Genomic DNA, 15,290 nt, shown 5'->3' with positions numbered 1-15,290 from the left:
GACGGCATGTGTAACGGGGGCGCAGTCATACCGGCAGGCGCCATGAGGGGCCGTCGGGGGTCCCGACCCAGACGCACTGCGTGCCGTCGACGCCCACGGTCATGCCGAAGTCGGACTGCGGAGGCGATCCGGCGTCCTGCCAGGCCGTGAGGGCTTCCTCCACGGCGTTCCAGAGGCGCAGAGGCCCGTGTTGGTGAACCTGCCAGCCGCCGTCGGCCGGCTCCGTCCAGGCCTGTGAGCCGGTGGCCACGTCCACGAGGATCACCCCCTCGGTCGTCGTCATCAGCTCGGCGGAGGGGGCGGCGAGCTGGGCGACGAACTGCCCCGTCCAGTCGTCCAGGACGCCGGGATCCAGCCGGGTGGGACGGGTCTGGCCCTGCCGCTGGAAGTAGGTGGGGCGGGGTGGACGTTCGTGTGGGCGGGCCAGCATGTAGCCGATCCGGTCCCCGGTGAACCGACCCGTGGCGGTGCCGTCGCCGTGGACGGTGAGGCGGATGAGGCCGGAGGCGAGCATCCATCCACTGATGGTCGTGGTGATGGTTCCGCCGGAGCGGACCTGAAGGAGCCAGGCGGGCGGAATGTGCCGGACGGCGCATGTGGCGACGATCGCGTCGTAGTCGGCTGCTTCCCTGTGCCCGTCGAGGCCGTCTCCGGTGACGAGGTTCGGGAAGAACCCGGCGGCGTGGATGCGGTCGGCTGCGACGGCGGCCAGTCGAGCGTCGTACTCGACGGAGTGCACGTGCTGGTCGCCGAGGCGGTGGGACAGGATAGCGGTGGAGTAGCCGGTTCCGGTTCCGATCTCAAGCACTTTCTCGCCCTGGCGGAGGCCTGCGAGTTCGAGCATGCGCACGATCAAGGAAGGCAGCGTGCTGGACGACGTGGGACGGCCGTCGAGGGGACCAGGGGCGTCAGCGGCGCTGACGCCATCGACCTGAGTCACCCAGGTGGTGTCCTGGTAGACGAGGCGCAGCCATGCCTCTTCGCCGGTTCGGTCACGGTGTACGCGCTCCCACCGGGAGCCGGACGGCCGCAACAGGCAGTCGCCGAGGAAGAGTTCACGGGGCACCGCTTCGACTGCGGCCCGCCATGCCGGCTCGGTCACGTCGAGGGTGGCCGCCAGGCTGCGGCGGAGTTCGGCGGGGTCGGCTGTCATGCGGGTTCTCCAGAGTGTTGGAGTTGATCGGCGAGAGCGGCGGTGATCGGTGCGGTGATGTGATCGGGGAACCAGGCCCACTGGCCGTTGGGGTTGCACTCGTACCAGTACCAGCGCCCGTCCGTTCCCGGGCCGAAATCGAATGCGCCGAAGACGAGGCAGAAGGCATCGAGGTAGGCGCGTACGCCTTCCGCGATCGCGGGCGGGGTGGGAATGGGCGTGTAGGTGAGGTCGTCGTAGTGGCGGCGCCAGTCCACCCCGGGCGATCCGTCGATACGGACCGCGAAGAGAAGATCCCCGACTGCGGTCAGGCGGACATCGGCCGCCTTGGCCACCCGCTGCTGGAAGAGGTGAGCGGTGTGGCACAGCCGGTTGTCGATGAGTTCAGGTGGCACGTCGTCGATCCACACCGTGAGTGCGCTGCCGTCCGCGCCGGTGTACTCGGTCTCACGGAGTGGCTTGTAGATCACCGGTTCGTGGTCGGCCGCGAAGGCTCGGGCTTGCCCGGGGTCGTTGGTGATCAGGGTCGGAGGCACGGTGAACCCGCAGCCTTCCGCCGTCGCCAGTTGCGCGGGCTTGTACTCCGCGTTCCGGTTGCGCCAGGGATGATTCACATAGTGGGCGCCGGGCAGACTGGCGAGCACGCCTCCGAGTCCGTACCGGGCCTCCTCCACGGCCCAGCGGGCGGCCTGCTCGGGCAGAGCAGCATCGGCGCCATAGGGGGTGGGCCGTCGCCAGTACACCGAGCGCACGTAGTCGAGCTGGCGGGTGCGGGTCTCGGTGGCGAGAGTGCCACCTGGCCTACTGCCGCCAAAGGCCGCGTTCAGGGTGACAGCCGTGGGGAAGTCCCCAGGGTCCACGCGGACCACCGGCACCGCGCGCCGATTCAGCTCCGTGATCACCTCGTCGGCCGTGGCGTCGTCCAGGCGCGTGACGACGAGGACGGGTGGTCCGTCCCCGGCCATCAGTCGGAGTCTCCCTGCTGATCGCTGCCCTGGTCCGGCGCGCCGTCGAGACTGGTCTTCGTCCTCGTCTCCTTCGACGTCTCGGAGCAGCGAAGAAGGCAGTCAAAGTCGGCCCGGATCGCGAGATCGTCTCCGCGTATCCGTACCGGTCTTCCTGCCCTGCCGCACTGTGGCGATCGCTCATCACGAACGCCAAGCGCGAACTGACATTCGCCGGCTACACCAATTACTTCCTGTGGCTCGAACACGCCCGTTTCGGCAGTGTGTTGCGACGTAAGGCTGGGCAAGGGTGCCGGGTGCGGTTCATGATCGGTGACCCTGACAGTGACCTGACCCGTTCGCGAGAGGAGGACGAAGGGGTTGCCCTCACTCTGTCCACCCGCATCCGGGTGACGATCGCCGAATTGGAGAAGATCAGGAATCAGACCGGCATTGAGGCTCGTCACAGCGCTGGACACGCTCACCTGTCGGTGTTCCGCTTCGACGACGACATGATCGTGACACCGCTTCTGACGCATAGCGTGGGGCACGACGCGCCGACATTGCATCTTCACCGGCACCAGGACGACGGCATGTTCGACCGCTTTGCCTCGCATGTCGAGGAACTGTGGAACCGGGGTACCCCGGTGTGGGAAAGGCAGACTCATGGGCAGGCGTGACTGCGAAGACGACCCGAACGCCCCGGAGGCGAACAGCCTCGTCCCAGCGGCCTCCGCCGTTGTCGTCGACGACTCGGGACACATCCTGCTCCAACGCCGCAGTGACAATGGCATGTGGGCCCTGCCAGGCGGTGCCATGCACATCGGTGAATCCCTCCCTGACTGCGCTGCTCGCGAAACTCTCGAAGAGACTGGCATCGAAGTCGAAGTCATCGGCATCGTCGGCACCTACACCAACCCTCGCCACGTCTTCGCCTACGACGACGGCGAGGTACGGCAGGAGTTTTCCATCTGCTTTCTGGCCCGCCCCGTGGCAGGTGAGTTGACCATCTCGGAGGAATCCACGGATGTCCGCTGGTTCAAGCCCGAAGACGTGGCCGCACTCCCCATGGCCCCGAGCATCCGCAAGCGAGTGAACGACTGGCGGAACGGAACCATGCCTGCCCTGGGCTGACTCACTTCCTTGGCTCGGTAGCTCCGCCCGTCCTCGACATGGCGGACGTCATCGCGCTCGCATCGGTCACCCTCAAATCAGTCGTCGAGGATGTCGATCAGCTCGCTGAGACTGTCGATCTGCCAGTCCGCCGCCGCCATGACCTCTGGATCGTCGGCCCACAAGTACCCCCACGGTCCGCGCCGAAGGTGTGCCACGCGCAGACCCGCCGCCTTCGCCGGGAAGACGTCGTTGGCCGGGTGATCGCCCACGTACAGGGTCCTGTCGGTCGGAGCCTGCGCGACTTCCAGTACCCGTTCGAAGAACGCCGGCCGGGGCTTTGCCACTCCCCACTCCCCGGACGTGACGATCAGGTCCGCCGGAAGGGCCAGGTTGCGCAGCAGCTCGCCGGCACGGGCGGTCTGGTTGCCCGGACTTGCCGCATGCAGATGTAACAATTATAGTTACGACTAGAACCGAGGGGTACGGGAGGTGGAGTCCAACGTGAGTGCCAACAGCAGGCTGACCATCGCGGCGCACGCCCTGACATGGATCGGGTTGTATCAGCGGCGTGGTCACGAGGTCGCCACCTCCGAGCAGATCGCGACGAGCGTCAACACCAACCCCGTGGTGATCCGCCGCCTGCTGGGCGAGCTGCGCAAGGCTGGCCTGGCCGATTCGCGGCGCGGCGCGGGGGCGGGCTGGATGCTCGTGCGGGACCTGGCGGCGATCACCCTGCTCGACGTCTATCGGGCGATCGAAGCGGGGCCGGTCTTCGCCCTGCATCGCGCGACACCGGATCCCGAGTGTGTCGTGGGCCACGGCATCGGGCCGGCAATGACCGCCGTGTACGACGACGTGGAGGCCGCCCTGTGCAGGGAGCTGGCCAAGACCACGCTGGAGGACGTACTGCGGGACGTCTTGAAAGCCGCCTGATCTCGGACCGCACACTTCCCCTGGCCGAGGGGAGTCGCATTCCACGCCCACCGATGTAACCAAAATGGTTACGTCGACGAGCAGATAGAAGACAAGGACAAGGACGATGACAACAGACACTCAGACCTCGCGGACCGTGGCCGAGAAGTTCCTGGAGCGCCTCGGCCGGCAGGACCCCGACGGCATCCAGGAGCTGTTCTCCGAGGAGATCGACTGGCACGTCCCCGGCAGTGACGCGCTGCCCTGGACCGGGCGCCGCACCCGCCGGGAGGAGGTCGCGTCGTACTTCACCACGATGTGGCAGCACTTCGCGCACGGCCAGAGCAAGGTCGTGCTGGAGCGCTTCATCGTCGACGGTGGTGACGTGGTGCTGCTGGCGGTCTTCACACACACCGCCGCACCCACCGGCAAGGAGTTCACCACACCGGTGGCCCTGCACCTGGCGATCGAGGACGGCCGGATCGCTCGCATGCACCTGTACGAGGACACGCTGACTGTGGCCGAGGCGTTCAAACCCAGCTGAGCGGAGGAACTTCAGGGGCCCCTGCGGCCCGGGGCAGCCGGGCATGTGCGCAGAGGGTCAGCCGAGACACGGCCGCAGCTGTCGGCGGCTCTCTCTCCCGGTCGCTTACAGGCCTCCCCGTCGTCAGACCAGGTGGTGCCAAGCCGCGCACTCCTCAACGGGCCGACGCGACTCCTCAAACGAATCAGGCTGAAACGGTGCTCCATGGAAACCACGAGCATCGGCAACACGGAAAGCGGAACGAACCATGAACGAAAACGACCTCCACGCGCAGCGCGAAGCAACAGCCATCCAGTACTTCCGCCTGGTCGATGCCGCAGATCCGGCACTCCTCGAACTCTTCACGGACGACGCGCAGATGTTCTTCCCGAAGTTCGGAACCGCCAAGGGCCTGGCGCAGATCGGGGCCTTCGCCCAAGGCTTCGCCCGGGGCATCGCTGACATCGAGCACGACATCGCCCACTTCAACGTCCTCACGTCCGGCGACTACGTCGTCGTCGAAGGGGCCGTCAGGGGAGAGACGACATCCGGTGTGGAGTTCCCCGACGGATCCTCAACCTTCGGACTCTTCTGCAACGTGTTCGAGTTCCAGGGCGAAAAGATCAAGAGGCTCCACATCTACGAAGACCCCGACTTCGCCGGCAGCCACACCGACGGAGCGTCCTGGGGTCAGTCCGTACGCGACAGCATGTAGCCAGCACGACCTGTTCGTGGCTTCCCCGGTCGGGTACAGGCATCCCAGTCGTCAGACCAGGTGGTGCCAAGCCGCGCACTCCTCGGCGGGCCGACGCGACTCCTCAAACGATCGCCGCCGTGGCGACGTTTCTGGCCTCGGACGCTTCCAGCTTCGTCAACGGCGCCGACTGGTTCGTCGACGGAGGCCAGGCGCAGGTCTGACCCGCCCTTCAACCAGCGCGAGAGCGCACCACAACACACCACGTACCAGGAGGAAAAATGAACGCCACCAGCGATATTCAGAAACGTCGCGAAGAGATTGCTATCAACTACTTCCGCATGGTGGACGCCGGCAACCCTGCGGTTATCGACGTCTTCACGGACGAAGCTCACATGTTCTACCCGAAGTTCGGCATCGCACGTGGGAAGGCGCAGATCGGAGCGTTCGCTCAGGGTCTCGGCCGGGGAATCGCGTCGCTCAAGCACGAGATCGAGGGCTTCACCGTGTTGTCGTCCGGGAACTACGTGATCGTCGAGGGCGTGGAAAGGGGAACAACGACGTCAGGCGTGGACTTCCCTGACGGTGTTTCATCCTTCGGGCTGTTCTGCAATGTGTTCGAGTTCGAGGGCGAACTCATCAAGAGGGTCCACATCTACGTGGACCCGGACTTCGCCAACACGCACGCCGAAGGCGTGGCTTGGGGCAAGTCGGTGCAGGACAGCATCGCCAGCCTGTAGTCGACAGCCTGCACCGCGGTGTCGCCACTGGGACGGGGGCCGCATGGCGACGAGGTCGCAGTGCCTGGAGCGGCACCGCTGAAGAAGCTCAGTGCTCGATCTGGTCGGCGAAACCCGTGCGCCACGTCGGTCGCACAGGACGCCAACCTCGGCTCCGGGACAGCGTGTTGAGCGCCCCCCGCTCCCACCCCTGGCGGCCCGCCGCCCGCTCCGGCGCCGGCACGCCGAGGGAGTGGGCCAGGGCCGGGAGCCAGGTGTGGGCCGGGGCCGGGTCGTCGTCGACGATGTTGACCGGGCCCGGCGGCCAGTCGAGGGCGAGGAGGGCCGCAGCCGCCGCGTCGGCCACGTGGACGAAGGAACTCACCGCGTCGTTCGCCACGGTGCTGCCCAGGAACGCCGCCGAGCGGTCGCCGGTCAGGGCGGTCGCGAGGGCGCCGTCCGGGGCGTACCAGGTACCGGGGCCGTAGAGGAGGCCGTAGCGCAGGACGACCGCCGTGTCGAGTTCGGCCGCCGTCTCTTCCAGGGCCCGCACGGCGGCCACCATACGCGCCCGGGGTCCGGCGGTCGTGGTGTCGAGCGGGTCCCGCTCGTCGGCGGGTGTCTCGCCGGGTCCGTAGGCCCAGGAGATCGACTGCACGACGATCCGCCCGACGCCCGCCGCCTTCGCGGCGTCCACGAGATTGCGGGTGCCCTCGCGGCGGATCCGGCCGTTGGCGGCTCCGTCGGCGGCGGAGAGGTCGATGAGCTGGTGGATCACCGTTTCCGGGCGCGCCGCGACGACTGTTCTCCGTAGCTCCTCCGGGTCGAGCGCGTCCACCTGGACACCCGTCGCCCCGAGGTTCCGGATCCGCTCGACCCCGGCCGTGGTCCGTGCGGTCCCCGTGACCTCGTGCCCCGCTGAGACCAGCGACGGGACCAGCTGTCGGCCTACGGCACCGCTGCGGCCGGCCACCAAAACACGCATCAGTTGTCCTCTGGGACATCGAAGCGCGCGAGATCCCGCAACCAGGCCCCCGCCGAACTGTCCGACGGCGCCCGCCAGTCACCCCGCGGCGACAGCGAACCCCCCGCCGACACCTTCGGCCCGTTGGGCATCGCCGACCGCTTGAACTGCGCGAACGCGAAGAAGCGCCGGCAGAAGACCTCCAGCCACCGCCGGATCTCCGGCAGGTCGTACGCCACCCGCTTGGCCTCCGGGAAACCCGGCGGCCAGGCTCCGCCCTCCGGGTCGTGCCAGGCGTGCCACGCCAGGAAGGCGATCTTCGACGGCCGGAAGCCGTACCGCAGCACGTGGAAGAGCGTGAAGTCGTGCAGCGCGTACGGCCCGATCCTGGACTCGGTGGACTGCATCTCCTCACCCGGCACGAGCTCCGGACTGATCTCGGTGTCGAGGATCGCGGCGAGCGTCTTGCCGGTCTCGTCGTCGAACTGGCCGCTGCTGATGACCCACCGGATCAGATGCTGGATCAGCGTCTTGGGCACGCCCGAGTTGACGTTGTAGTGGCTCATCTGGTCGCCCACGCCGTACGTGGACCAGCCGAGCGCCAGCTCCGACAGATCACCGGTACCGAGCACGATGCCGCCGCGCTGGTTGGCGAGGCGGAAGAGATAATCCGTGCGCAGACCCGCCTGCACGTTCTCGAAGGTGACGTCGTACACCGGCTCGCCGGAGGCGAACGGGTGGCCGATCTCCTTCAGCATCAGCCGTGCCGTCGGCGTGATGTCCAGCTCGGCCGCGGTGACGCCGAGCGAGTTCATCAGCTTGTGGGCGTTGTCCTTGGTGTGGTCGCTGGTGGCGAACCCGGGCAGCGTCCAGGCCAGGATGTCGCTGCGCGGCCGCCCCGCACGGTCCATCGCACGGGCGGCGACGATCAGCGCGTGCGTGGAGTCGAGGCCCCCGGACACCCCGATGACCACCTTCGGCCCGCCGATCGACGCCAGCCGCTGCTGAAGCCCCTCGACCTGGATGTTGTACGCCTCGTAGCAGTCGAGGGCGAGACGCTCGGCATCGGCCGGCACGAACGGGAACCGCTCCAGCCGACGACGCAGCCCCAGGTCGGTGAGCGGCGGGTCGAGTTCGAAGGAGACTCTCCGGAAGTCACCGGTCCGCGCCCGGTGCGTACGGCGGTTGTCGTCGAACGTGCCCATCCGCTGCCGCTCCTGCCGCAGCAGGTCGAGGTCCACGTCGGCCACCGCGTACTCGTCGCCGAGCGGGAAGCGCTCGGTCTCCGCCAGCAGCACGCCGTTCTCGTAGACCATGGCCTGGCCGTCCCAGGACAGGTCGGTGGTCGACTCGCCGAGCCCGGCCGCCGCGTAGACGTACGCCGCGAGGCAGCGGGAGGACGCCGAACGGCACAGCAGCTTGCGGTCCTCGGCCCGCCCGACCGTGATCGGGCTGCCGGACAGATTCACCAGAACGGTCGCCCCGGCCAGCGACGCCTCCGCGCTGGGCGGCACCGGAACCCACATGTCCTCGCAGATCTCCGCGTGCAGCACGAGACCCGGGACGTCGTCCGCCGCGAACAGCAGATCCACGCCGAACGGCACGGCCTCGCCGCCGACCCGGATCGACCCGCCGCGCTCGTCGGAGCCGTCGGCGATCTGCCGACGCTCGTAGAACTCCCGGTAGTTCGGCGGGTACGACTTGGGCACGACACCGAGGACGCGGCCGCGGTGCACGATCACGGCGCAGTTGTAGACGCGGTGGCGGTGGCGCAGCGGGGCGCCGACGACAAGGACCGGCAGCAGCTCGGCCGACCCGGCCACCACCTCCCGGAGCGCCTCCTCGACCTGGTCGAGCAGCGCGTCCTGGAGCAGCAGGTCCTCGATGGAGTAGCCGCACAGCCCCATCTCCGGGAAGACGGCGACGGCGACACCCTCCTCGGCGCATCGGCGCGCGTGGCGCAGGACCGCTTCGGCGTTGGCATGCGGATCCGCGATGACGGTGTGGCCCGTACATGCGGCGACGCGTGCGAAGCCGTGCTGATAGATCGACCAGAAGTTCAACGGAGGCACGCGGCCCAGTGTAATCGTCAGAGCGACGCGATGGGGTGGCGTGGGGTGTCGGATACCCCACGCCACCCCATCGGGAGGGTGCCGCCGTCAGCGGCGCCGGTACGACTCGACGTAGCCGCTCGCGGGCGTGCCCACGCCGGTGACGTCGTCGTAGCCCTTCACCGCGGACAGCGAGCTGTCCTTGCCGAGGCTGCGGACGGAGGTCAGCAGACCCTCCGACGCGTCGTAGCTGTTGGCGAAGTCGACGCGCGCGACCGCGAGGCCGGAGCCCGTCGGATTGTCCGTGACGTCGTGGTAGACCCGGGACCCGTACTTGGAGTAGATCGACGGGTTGGCGAAGCCGATCGCCTTGCCGCCGCGCGCCTCCTGGGCGAGGGCCTGGACGGCCGCGATGACCGGCGCGGCCAGCGAGGTGCCGCCGATGCGGTACTCGCTGTACTGCTGCGACCCGTCCGGGAAGGTCTGCGTCTGGCCGACCTTGAAGCCGGTGTTCGGGTCGGCGATCGCCGAGATGTCCGGGACGACGCGGTTGCCGGTGGCGCTGTTGGCCGTGGCCAGCGCGTTCGGCACGACGCCCTTCTGGTAGTACGGTTCGGCGACCGTCTTGCTGGTGCCGCCGCCCGCACCCGAGGTGAACGCGCCGGGGAAGCCCGTCCAGCTCTTGCCGTCGTCCGACAGCAGCGCCTTCTCGGTGCCCCAGCCGGTCTCCCACAGGTACTTGTCGCCCTTGCCGACCGCCAGCGAGGTACCGCCGACCGCCGTCACCCAGGCCGAGTTGGCGGGGGTGTCGACCTGCTTCGTGCCGGTGTTGGCGACCTCGTCGCCGTTGTCGCCGGAGGAGAAGTAGAAGCCGATGCCCTCGACCGCGCCGAACTGGAAGACCTGGTCGTAGGCGGCCGCGAGGTCCGGCGTCTGGTTGGCCTCGATGTCGCCCCAGGAGTTGGAGACGATGTCGGCCAGGTGGTTGTCGACGATCTTGCCGAGCGAGTCGAGCAGGTCGTCGTCGTAGCAGGACGAGGCGCCCACGTACGTGACGCTCGCGGCCGGCGCGACCGCGTGCACGGCCTCGACGTCGAGGGTCTCCTCGCCGTACCAGCCGGCCGCCCCGCACTCCTCGGTCTTGGTGTAGTTCTTCGGCAGGACCTGGGTCAGCTGGCCGGTCTTCCAGGCCGCGTCCCCGTGGGCCTTGGCGTAGGTGGCCGCGTCGTACGCGATCGTCGGCGAGGCGTACGCGTCGGTGATGGCGATGCGCACCCCCTGGCCCGTGTAGCTCCCCGCACCGTAGGCGGCCCGCAACTGCTTGCCGGTGTACCCCTGGACCGCGTACGGGATCTTCGTGCCGTACGCGTCCGGGAGGGTGCTCGCGATGTTCGAGCCGTAGTACGAGGAGAACGGCCCGGAATTCTTGAACACCGCGTCCGGCGGCGGGAGCTGGTCCTTGGAGCTCGCCTTGTGCGGCGCGTTGTCCAGGCCGGTGACGGTCAGGACGGCGCCGTCCAGGCTCGCGGGCGCGGAGGCCGTCTTCGACGGCGCGCGGTAGGTCCTGGAGCCCTTGGCGTAGTTGTGCAGCTGGGTGCCGAACGCCTTCTCGGCGGCGGCGACGTCACCGCTGACGGAGACGTAGTGCCGCGTCGTGCCGGTGACCTTCAGACCGGCCGCCGTCAGCCACGCCTTGACCGCGGCCACCTGGGCCTTGGTCGCGCCGAAGCGGGCCTGCGCCTGCTGGGCGGAGAGGTACTTGCCGTAGGCCGGGGAGCTCGGGTCGGACACCGCCTTCGCGTACGCGGCGAGACCGGTGGCGTTCCGTCCGGCGAGGTAGACACGGGCGGAGACCTGGGCGCTGTCCGAGGTCGAGCCCTTGTCCGCCTTGGCCGTCGCCCACGCGGGCTTGGTCCCGGCCAGCGTGTCACGGGCCGGACCGTCCGCGGCGTACGCCGCGGGTATGCCGAGCGCCAGCGCGCCGGCGATCATGGGCAGTGTCGCTGCCATGCTCACCCCGGCGCGCAGCGCGGCACGGTTGGATCTCATAGGACCCCCTGTATGTGGTTCGACGCGAGTGGATCACTCGACGTGACGGCCACTCTTGCGACGAACCGTTCATGCAAGGGGAATGCGAACACCAAGAAGCGCCCAAGTGACCGCTTACTGGGGTGATTTGACGGACAAGTCCGCGAAGTCGAGGGAAAACCCTACGGTGACCTACGCTTTCGCTCCGCGCGCCGTCAACATGTCCGCCATCAGCTCGATTTCGGACTGCTGCGCATCGACCATGCCCTGCGCCAGCCGCTTCTCCACCTCGACGGTGCACTTGGCGACACAGCCCTCGGCCATGTGGATGCCGCCCTTGTGGTGATCGGTCATCAGCTGGAGGTAGAACACCTCGGCCTGCTTGCCGTCGAGCGTGCCCAGCTTCCTCAGCTCGGTGTCGGTGGCCATACCGGGCATGAGCGCGCCGTCCTCGCCGTCCGCCATGTCGCCCATCCCCATCCAGGTCATGGGCGCGTCGGACGACACCTTCGGCAGCCCCCACAGGTCGAGCCAGCCCAGCAGCATGCCGCGCTGGTTGGCCTGCGTCTGGGCGATGTCGTAGGCGAGCCGCCGCACGTCCGCGTCCGTGGTCCGGTCGCGGACGATGTACGACATCTCGACGGCCTGCTGATGATGGACGGCCATGTCCCGGGCGAACCCCGCGTCGGCGGAGTCGGCCGCGGGGACCGGGACGGCCCCCGACGAGCCGTCCTCGGCGACCGCGTAGGTGATCGCGCCGGCGGCGACGAGCACCGCCGCCGTCGCCGTCGCGATCCAGCCGGCGTGCTTTCTCACTTCATCGTCCCGCCGGTGCACGAGGCGCCCGGCTCGGGTGTCTGCTCGCCCTGCACGAACTGCTCGAAGAACTTGTCCACGTTCGCGTCGTCGGCACCCGTCACCGTGCGCTGCTTCCCCCACGCACTGAGCATGATCGGGTCGGCCTGCTCGTCGTCCGGGCTCATGAACGTGTACGGCGTCTTCTTCACCTTCGCCGCGAGCGCGTCGACGTCGGCCTTGTCCGCCTTGCTGTTGTACGTCACCCAGACCGCGCCGTGCTCCAGTGAGTGCACGGCGTTCATGTTGTTGACCGGCTCGGTGTAGACGTTGCCGTTGCAGTTCAGCCAGACCGGGTCGTGGTTGCCGCCGACCGGCGGCTCCATCGGGTACTTCACGGTCTTGGCGACATGGGTCCGCCCCAGCGTGCCCTTCCAGGTCTTCACGCCGTCCGAGCCGGTGACCCACTGCCCGGAGGCCTTGGAGTCGGAGGCGGTGCTGGAGGAGCTGTCGTCGCCGGACTGCGACTTCACGACGAACACACCGCCCGCGACGAGCGCGGCGACGGCGACGGCACTGCCGGTGATCACGAGGATCCGGTTGCGCCGCTCGCGAGCCTGCTGGGCCCGCCGCATCTCCTCTATGCGCGCCTTGCGCGCCGCGTTGCCGGTCTGGTTGGCGGAACCCATGAGGCCTGTCCTTCTGGGGGAAAGGGGCGGACGGGAGGGGTGTTGGGTAAAGGCGTTTCGATTTCTGTCCAGCGGGTCCGCTGATCGTAATGGGGCGGGTGGGGAATCTCGTAGGCAGGTCACAGCCAAGAAGCGCGCGTCGCCGCCCCCGTCAATAATTTGAAGCAGAGATGCGTATTATCTACGCTTCTCTCATGCGGCTGCTGCGATCCACCGACCTGGCCCTGCGCGTCCTCATGCGCCTCGCGGTCGCGGGCGAGAACACCCCGACGACACGCGAGGTGGCGGCCTCGATGGAGGTGCCCTACACCCACGCGGCCAAGGTCGTCGCCGAACTCCAGCACCTCGGCCTCCTGGAGGCCCGCCGGGGCAGGGGCGGCGGCCTGGCCCTGACGGAGAAGGGCCGTACGGCGTCGGTGGGCGGACTGGTCCGCACCTTCGAGGGCGACGGCGACGTCGTCGACTGCGAGGGCGCCACCCCCTGCCCCCTGAACTCGGCCTGCCGCCTGCGCGGCGCCCTCCGCCGCGCCCAGGAGGCGTTCTTCGCGTCCCTGGACCCGATCACGATGGAGGACATCGTGGCGCAGCCCACCGGGGCGTTGCTGCTGGGACTGCCGGGACGGGCGTGAAGCACGCGGCGCCCGCCGTCGTCGCACCCGCCGCTGTCGCACCCCGCCACTAGGGTGCCGCGCATGCACTCGCTGATCGCCGCGATACGCGCCAACGACACCGCTTCCGCCCACCTCGCCTGGCCCGGCGACTTCGAGCTGGACCGGGGGGACCCGCCCGAGGAGGTGCGCCTCGCCTCGGGCGCCGCGCTGGAGCCCCTGGCCGGGGACGGGGCCGGGAACACGTACTACTTCTGCGGCGAGGGCGGCGAGGAACGACCGATCCTGTACGCCGATCTGGACGGCCAGGCCACCCTTGTCGCCATCGGGCTGCCCGAACTTCTGCGGCTCCTGCTGGTCGTCCCGTGGTGGCGCGACTGTTCGGAGTTCACGGTCGAGCAGAGCCGGGAGCTCGCCGCCGAGTATCTGGCCGACCTGCCCGACCTCACGGCGGGCCGCGACCGCGCCGCCGCCGCGCTCGGCCTCGACCTCCCCGACGAGGCGACCGTACTGACCCGGCTGCGCGAGGTGGCCCTCGAACGCGGCAAGGACTACGTCCTCGTGTACACCCCGGAGAACGAGCCGTACGAGGCGTACTTCACGGCCGGCGAGTAGCACGCGGGGAGACGGCCGGGAGCCGGCGGGCCGAGGTCGGAGCCTGTGTCCTATCCCCGGCCGGGCGCGCGGCGTGTGGCACGCACTCCCCGAGAGGGGGGACCAGACGCCGCGCGTGAACGCGGGCGATCGCGGCAGGGTTTCCGCTCAGGCCGTCGCCAGCCAGAGGTCCGGGCCGAAGACCTCGTAGTGGATGTCGGCCGCGGCCACGCCCTTCTCGATCAGCTGCCCCCGTACCGCCCGCATGAACGGCAGCGGGCCGCACAGGTACGCGCGTGTGCCCGCGGGGACGGTGACGTCCGTGAGGTCGACCAGGCCGCCGGCCGCTCCCTCGGGCGCCTCCCGCTCGTACCAGAGGTGCACGGAGGCCTCCGGGAGCTTCGCCGCGTACGTCTCGTGGTCGGCGCGCAGGGCGTGGGTCGCGGGGGAGCGGTCGGCGTGGACGACCGTGACCGGCGCCCGGTGGCCCGCCGTCGCCAGGTGCGACAGCATCGCGACCATCGGGGTCACGCCGATGCCGGCCGAGGCCAGCAGCAGGGGCGTGCCCTCGGTGTCGTCGAGGACCAGGTCGCCGTACGCCTCGGACAGCTCCAGGACGTCACCCTCGCGCACACGCGCGTGCAGGTGGTTCGAGACCTCGCCCTCCGGGGCCGTACCCTCGCCGGCGACCCGCTTGACGCTGATCTGGCGTACGGCGGAGTCCGGGGCGCCCGAGAGGCTGTACTGGCGGATCTGGCGGGCGCCGTCGGGGAGCTCGACGCGGACGGAGACGTACTGGCCCGCGCGGAAGTCCCGCACCGGTCCCGAGTCGAGGGGGCTGAGCCGGAGGGTGACGACGTCCTCGGTCTCCGGGACGCGTTCCACGACCTTCCACCGCCGCCACTCACCCGCACCCCCGCGCTCCTCGTACAGCCGCCGCTCGATCGCGATCAGCGCGTTCGCCATCAGCCAGTAGACCTGGGTCCAGGCGGCCGCGACCTCGGCGGTGACCGCCTCGCCCAGGACGGCGGCGATGGCGCCGAACAGGTGCTCGTACACCACCTCGTACTGCTCGGGCGCGATGCCCAGGGAGGCGTGCTTGTGCGCGATGCGGGTGAGCATCGCGTCCGGGCGGGCGTCGGGGTGCTCCACGAGGTGGGTCGCGAAGGCGGCGATGGATCCCGCGAGGGCCTGGCGCTGGGTGCCCGCGGCCTGGTTGCCGCGGTTGAAGAGGTCGCGCAGCAGCTCGGGGTGGGCCGTGAACAGATCGGCGTAGAAGCGTTCGGTGATCTCGCCGATCGCCGCGCCCACGGCGGGGAGCGTGGCGCGGACGGTGGCTGCGGCCGGTTCGGACAGCATCGGGTCTCCTCAAGGCTCGCCGGCTCCCAGGAGCCGGTGCTCGACTGCCCAGCACGCTAGTTAAACTTGCATCTGAGATGCAAATTAACGAGGTGGGGACGAGACGGAGGGGGCCGGGCATTACGGATGTCGGTCCGAGCA

Annotated in this window: 16 protein-coding genes and 2 pseudogenes; 9 read left to right on the top strand and 9 right to left on the bottom strand. The window is 69.1% G+C overall.

Annotated elements, in window-relative coordinates; genetic code table 11:
- Positions 1 to 25 precede the first annotated feature (25 nt).
- Both tgmC and tgmB read right to left on the bottom strand, forming a co-directional pair.
- Positions 26 to 1,153 carry an ATP-grasp peptide maturase system methyltransferase gene (tgmC, locus tag ACIRF9_RS07235; protein ID WP_403817631.1) on the bottom strand — a complete coding sequence of 376 codons (1,128 nt, stop codon included), beginning with the start codon at positions 1,151 to 1,153 and terminating at the stop codon, positions 26 to 28.
- Positions 1,150 to 2,118 carry an ATP-grasp ribosomal peptide maturase gene (tgmB, locus tag ACIRF9_RS07230; RefSeq protein ID WP_403817629.1) on the bottom strand — a complete coding sequence of 323 codons (969 nt, stop codon included), beginning with the start codon at positions 2,116 to 2,118 and terminating at the stop codon, positions 1,150 to 1,152. Before tgmB ends, tgmC begins: the two co-directional genes overlap by 4 nt.
- On the opposite strand from tgmB, the gene ACIRF9_RS07225 reads away from it, so the two are divergent.
- Both ACIRF9_RS07225 and ACIRF9_RS07220 read left to right on the top strand, forming a co-directional pair.
- On the top strand, positions 2,100 to 2,777 hold the full coding sequence (locus ACIRF9_RS07225; protein ID WP_403817627.1) for a DUF5919 domain-containing protein: 678 nt from the start codon (positions 2,100 to 2,102) through the stop codon (positions 2,775 to 2,777). The genes tgmB and ACIRF9_RS07225 overlap by 19 nt on opposite strands.
- The gene (locus ACIRF9_RS07220; protein ID WP_403817624.1) at positions 2,764 to 3,231 is read left to right on the top strand and encodes an NUDIX hydrolase; all 468 of its coding nucleotides are present in this window, start codon (positions 2,764 to 2,766) and stop codon (positions 3,229 to 3,231) included. Before ACIRF9_RS07225 ends, ACIRF9_RS07220 begins: the two co-directional genes overlap by 14 nt.
- A gap of 77 nt (positions 3,232 to 3,308) precedes the next feature.
- Here ACIRF9_RS07220 and ACIRF9_RS07215 read toward each other — a convergent pair.
- Positions 3,309 to 3,641, bottom strand: a pseudogene (locus ACIRF9_RS07215) (HAD family hydrolase); the annotation flags it as partial.
- Between the two features lie 73 nt (positions 3,642 to 3,714).
- Here ACIRF9_RS07215 and ACIRF9_RS07210 point away from each other — a divergent pair.
- The 5 genes and pseudogenes from ACIRF9_RS07210 to ACIRF9_RS07190 all read left to right on the top strand — a co-directional run bounded on the left by ACIRF9_RS07210 (position 3,715) and on the right by ACIRF9_RS07190 (position 6,082).
- A complete protein-coding gene (locus ACIRF9_RS07210) occupies positions 3,715 to 4,146 on the top strand; it encodes an Rrf2 family transcriptional regulator (protein WP_403817622.1) in 432 nt (143 codons plus the stop codon).
- A 106-nt stretch (positions 4,147 to 4,252) separates the two neighbouring features.
- Entirely contained in the window at positions 4,253 to 4,669 is a 417-nt protein-coding gene (locus ACIRF9_RS07205) for a nuclear transport factor 2 family protein (RefSeq protein ID WP_403817619.1), read from the top strand.
- Positions 4,670 to 4,916: 247 nt separating this feature from the next.
- Entirely contained in the window at positions 4,917 to 5,363 is a 447-nt protein-coding gene (locus tag ACIRF9_RS07200; protein WP_403817617.1) for a nuclear transport factor 2 family protein, read from the top strand.
- A gap of 20 nt (positions 5,364 to 5,383) precedes the next feature.
- Positions 5,384 to 5,566, top strand: a pseudogene (locus ACIRF9_RS07195) (SDR family oxidoreductase); the annotation flags it as partial.
- A 57-nt stretch (positions 5,567 to 5,623) separates the two neighbouring features.
- Positions 5,624 to 6,082, top strand: coding sequence for a nuclear transport factor 2 family protein (locus ACIRF9_RS07190; RefSeq protein ID WP_403817614.1), 459 nt, complete (start codon positions 5,624 to 5,626; stop codon positions 6,080 to 6,082).
- An 88-nt stretch (positions 6,083 to 6,170) separates the two neighbouring features.
- Here the strand turns inward: ACIRF9_RS07190 and ACIRF9_RS07185 are convergent, their stop codons facing one another.
- The 5 genes from ACIRF9_RS07185 to ACIRF9_RS07165 form a co-directional block, all read right to left on the bottom strand.
- Positions 6,171 to 7,046 (bottom strand): NAD-dependent epimerase/dehydratase family protein, encoded by an 876-nt coding sequence (locus ACIRF9_RS07185; protein ID WP_403817611.1) that lies wholly within the window; start codon positions 7,044 to 7,046, stop codon positions 6,171 to 6,173.
- Entirely contained in the window at positions 7,046 to 9,097 is a 2,052-nt protein-coding gene (locus tag ACIRF9_RS07180; RefSeq protein ID WP_403817608.1) for an NAD(+) synthase, read from the bottom strand. The genes ACIRF9_RS07185 and ACIRF9_RS07180 overlap by 1 nt, the downstream gene beginning before the upstream one ends.
- Before the next feature lie 87 nt (positions 9,098 to 9,184).
- Positions 9,185 to 11,125 (bottom strand): protease pro-enzyme activation domain-containing protein, encoded by a 1,941-nt coding sequence (locus ACIRF9_RS07175; RefSeq protein ID WP_403817605.1) that lies wholly within the window; start codon positions 11,123 to 11,125, stop codon positions 9,185 to 9,187.
- A gap of 171 nt (positions 11,126 to 11,296) precedes the next feature.
- On the bottom strand, positions 11,297 to 11,920 hold the full coding sequence (locus tag ACIRF9_RS07170; RefSeq protein ID WP_403817602.1) for a DUF305 domain-containing protein: 624 nt from the start codon (positions 11,918 to 11,920) through the stop codon (positions 11,297 to 11,299).
- Positions 11,917 to 12,588, bottom strand: coding sequence for a DUF3105 domain-containing protein (locus tag ACIRF9_RS07165; protein WP_403817599.1), 672 nt, complete (start codon positions 12,586 to 12,588; stop codon positions 11,917 to 11,919). Before ACIRF9_RS07165 ends, ACIRF9_RS07170 begins: the two co-directional genes overlap by 4 nt.
- Positions 12,589 to 12,782: 194 nt before the next feature.
- Between ACIRF9_RS07165 and ACIRF9_RS07160 the strand changes: the two genes are divergently transcribed.
- Both ACIRF9_RS07160 and ACIRF9_RS07155 read left to right on the top strand, forming a co-directional pair.
- On the top strand, positions 12,783 to 13,217 hold the full coding sequence (locus ACIRF9_RS07160; protein WP_403817597.1) for an RrF2 family transcriptional regulator: 435 nt from the start codon (positions 12,783 to 12,785) through the stop codon (positions 13,215 to 13,217).
- Between the two features lie 63 nt (positions 13,218 to 13,280).
- Positions 13,281 to 13,811 carry a hypothetical protein gene (locus ACIRF9_RS07155; RefSeq protein ID WP_403817594.1) on the top strand — a complete coding sequence of 177 codons (531 nt, stop codon included), beginning with the start codon at positions 13,281 to 13,283 and terminating at the stop codon, positions 13,809 to 13,811.
- A 147-nt stretch (positions 13,812 to 13,958) separates the two neighbouring features.
- Here ACIRF9_RS07155 and ACIRF9_RS07150 read toward each other — a convergent pair whose 3' ends face one another.
- Positions 13,959 to 15,149 carry a globin domain-containing protein gene (locus ACIRF9_RS07150; RefSeq protein ID WP_403817592.1) on the bottom strand — a complete coding sequence of 397 codons (1,191 nt, stop codon included), beginning with the start codon at positions 15,147 to 15,149 and terminating at the stop codon, positions 13,959 to 13,961.
- Positions 15,150 to 15,290: the final 141 nt, after the last annotated feature.

It is taken from the genome of Streptomyces sp. NPDC096132, assembly GCF_044763345.1.
In the GTDB taxonomy this organism is placed as follows: domain Bacteria; phylum Actinomycetota; class Actinomycetes; order Streptomycetales; family Streptomycetaceae; genus Streptomyces.
Note: the sequence above shows the minus strand (reverse complement) of the source record. Positions and strands in the feature narration are given on the sequence as shown.

Bases quoted from the DNA above. Each gene is read 5' to 3' on its own strand.
- ACIRF9_RS07175 (WP_403817605.1), bottom strand. From the start codon at position 11,125: ATGAGATCCAACCGTGCCGCGCTGCGCGCCGGGGTGAGCATGGCAGCG.
- ACIRF9_RS07185 (WP_403817611.1), bottom strand. From the start codon at position 7,046: ATGCGTGTTTTGGTGGCCGGCCGCAGCGGTGCCGTAGGCCGACAGCTG.
- tgmB (WP_403817629.1), bottom strand. From the start codon at position 2,118: ATGGCCGGGGACGGACCACCCGTCCTCGTCGTCACGCGCCTGGACGAC.
- ACIRF9_RS07200 (WP_403817617.1), top strand. From the start codon at position 4,917: ATGAACGAAAACGACCTCCACGCGCAGCGCGAAGCAACAGCCATCCAG.
- ACIRF9_RS07190 (WP_403817614.1), top strand. From the start codon at position 5,624: ATGAACGCCACCAGCGATATTCAGAAACGTCGCGAAGAGATTGCTATC.
- ACIRF9_RS07165 (WP_403817599.1), bottom strand. From the start codon at position 12,588: ATGGGTTCCGCCAACCAGACCGGCAACGCGGCGCGCAAGGCGCGCATA.
- ACIRF9_RS07150 (WP_403817592.1), bottom strand. From the start codon at position 15,149: ATGCTGTCCGAACCGGCCGCAGCCACCGTCCGCGCCACGCTCCCCGCC.
- ACIRF9_RS07160 (WP_403817597.1), top strand. From the start codon at position 12,783: ATGCGGCTGCTGCGATCCACCGACCTGGCCCTGCGCGTCCTCATGCGC.
- ACIRF9_RS07220 (WP_403817624.1), top strand. From the start codon at position 2,764: ATGGGCAGGCGTGACTGCGAAGACGACCCGAACGCCCCGGAGGCGAAC.
- ACIRF9_RS07155 (WP_403817594.1), top strand. From the start codon at position 13,281: ATGCACTCGCTGATCGCCGCGATACGCGCCAACGACACCGCTTCCGCC.
- ACIRF9_RS07205 (WP_403817619.1), top strand. From the start codon at position 4,253: ATGACAACAGACACTCAGACCTCGCGGACCGTGGCCGAGAAGTTCCTG.
- tgmC (WP_403817631.1), bottom strand. From the start codon at position 1,153: ATGACAGCCGACCCCGCCGAACTCCGCCGCAGCCTGGCGGCCACCCTC.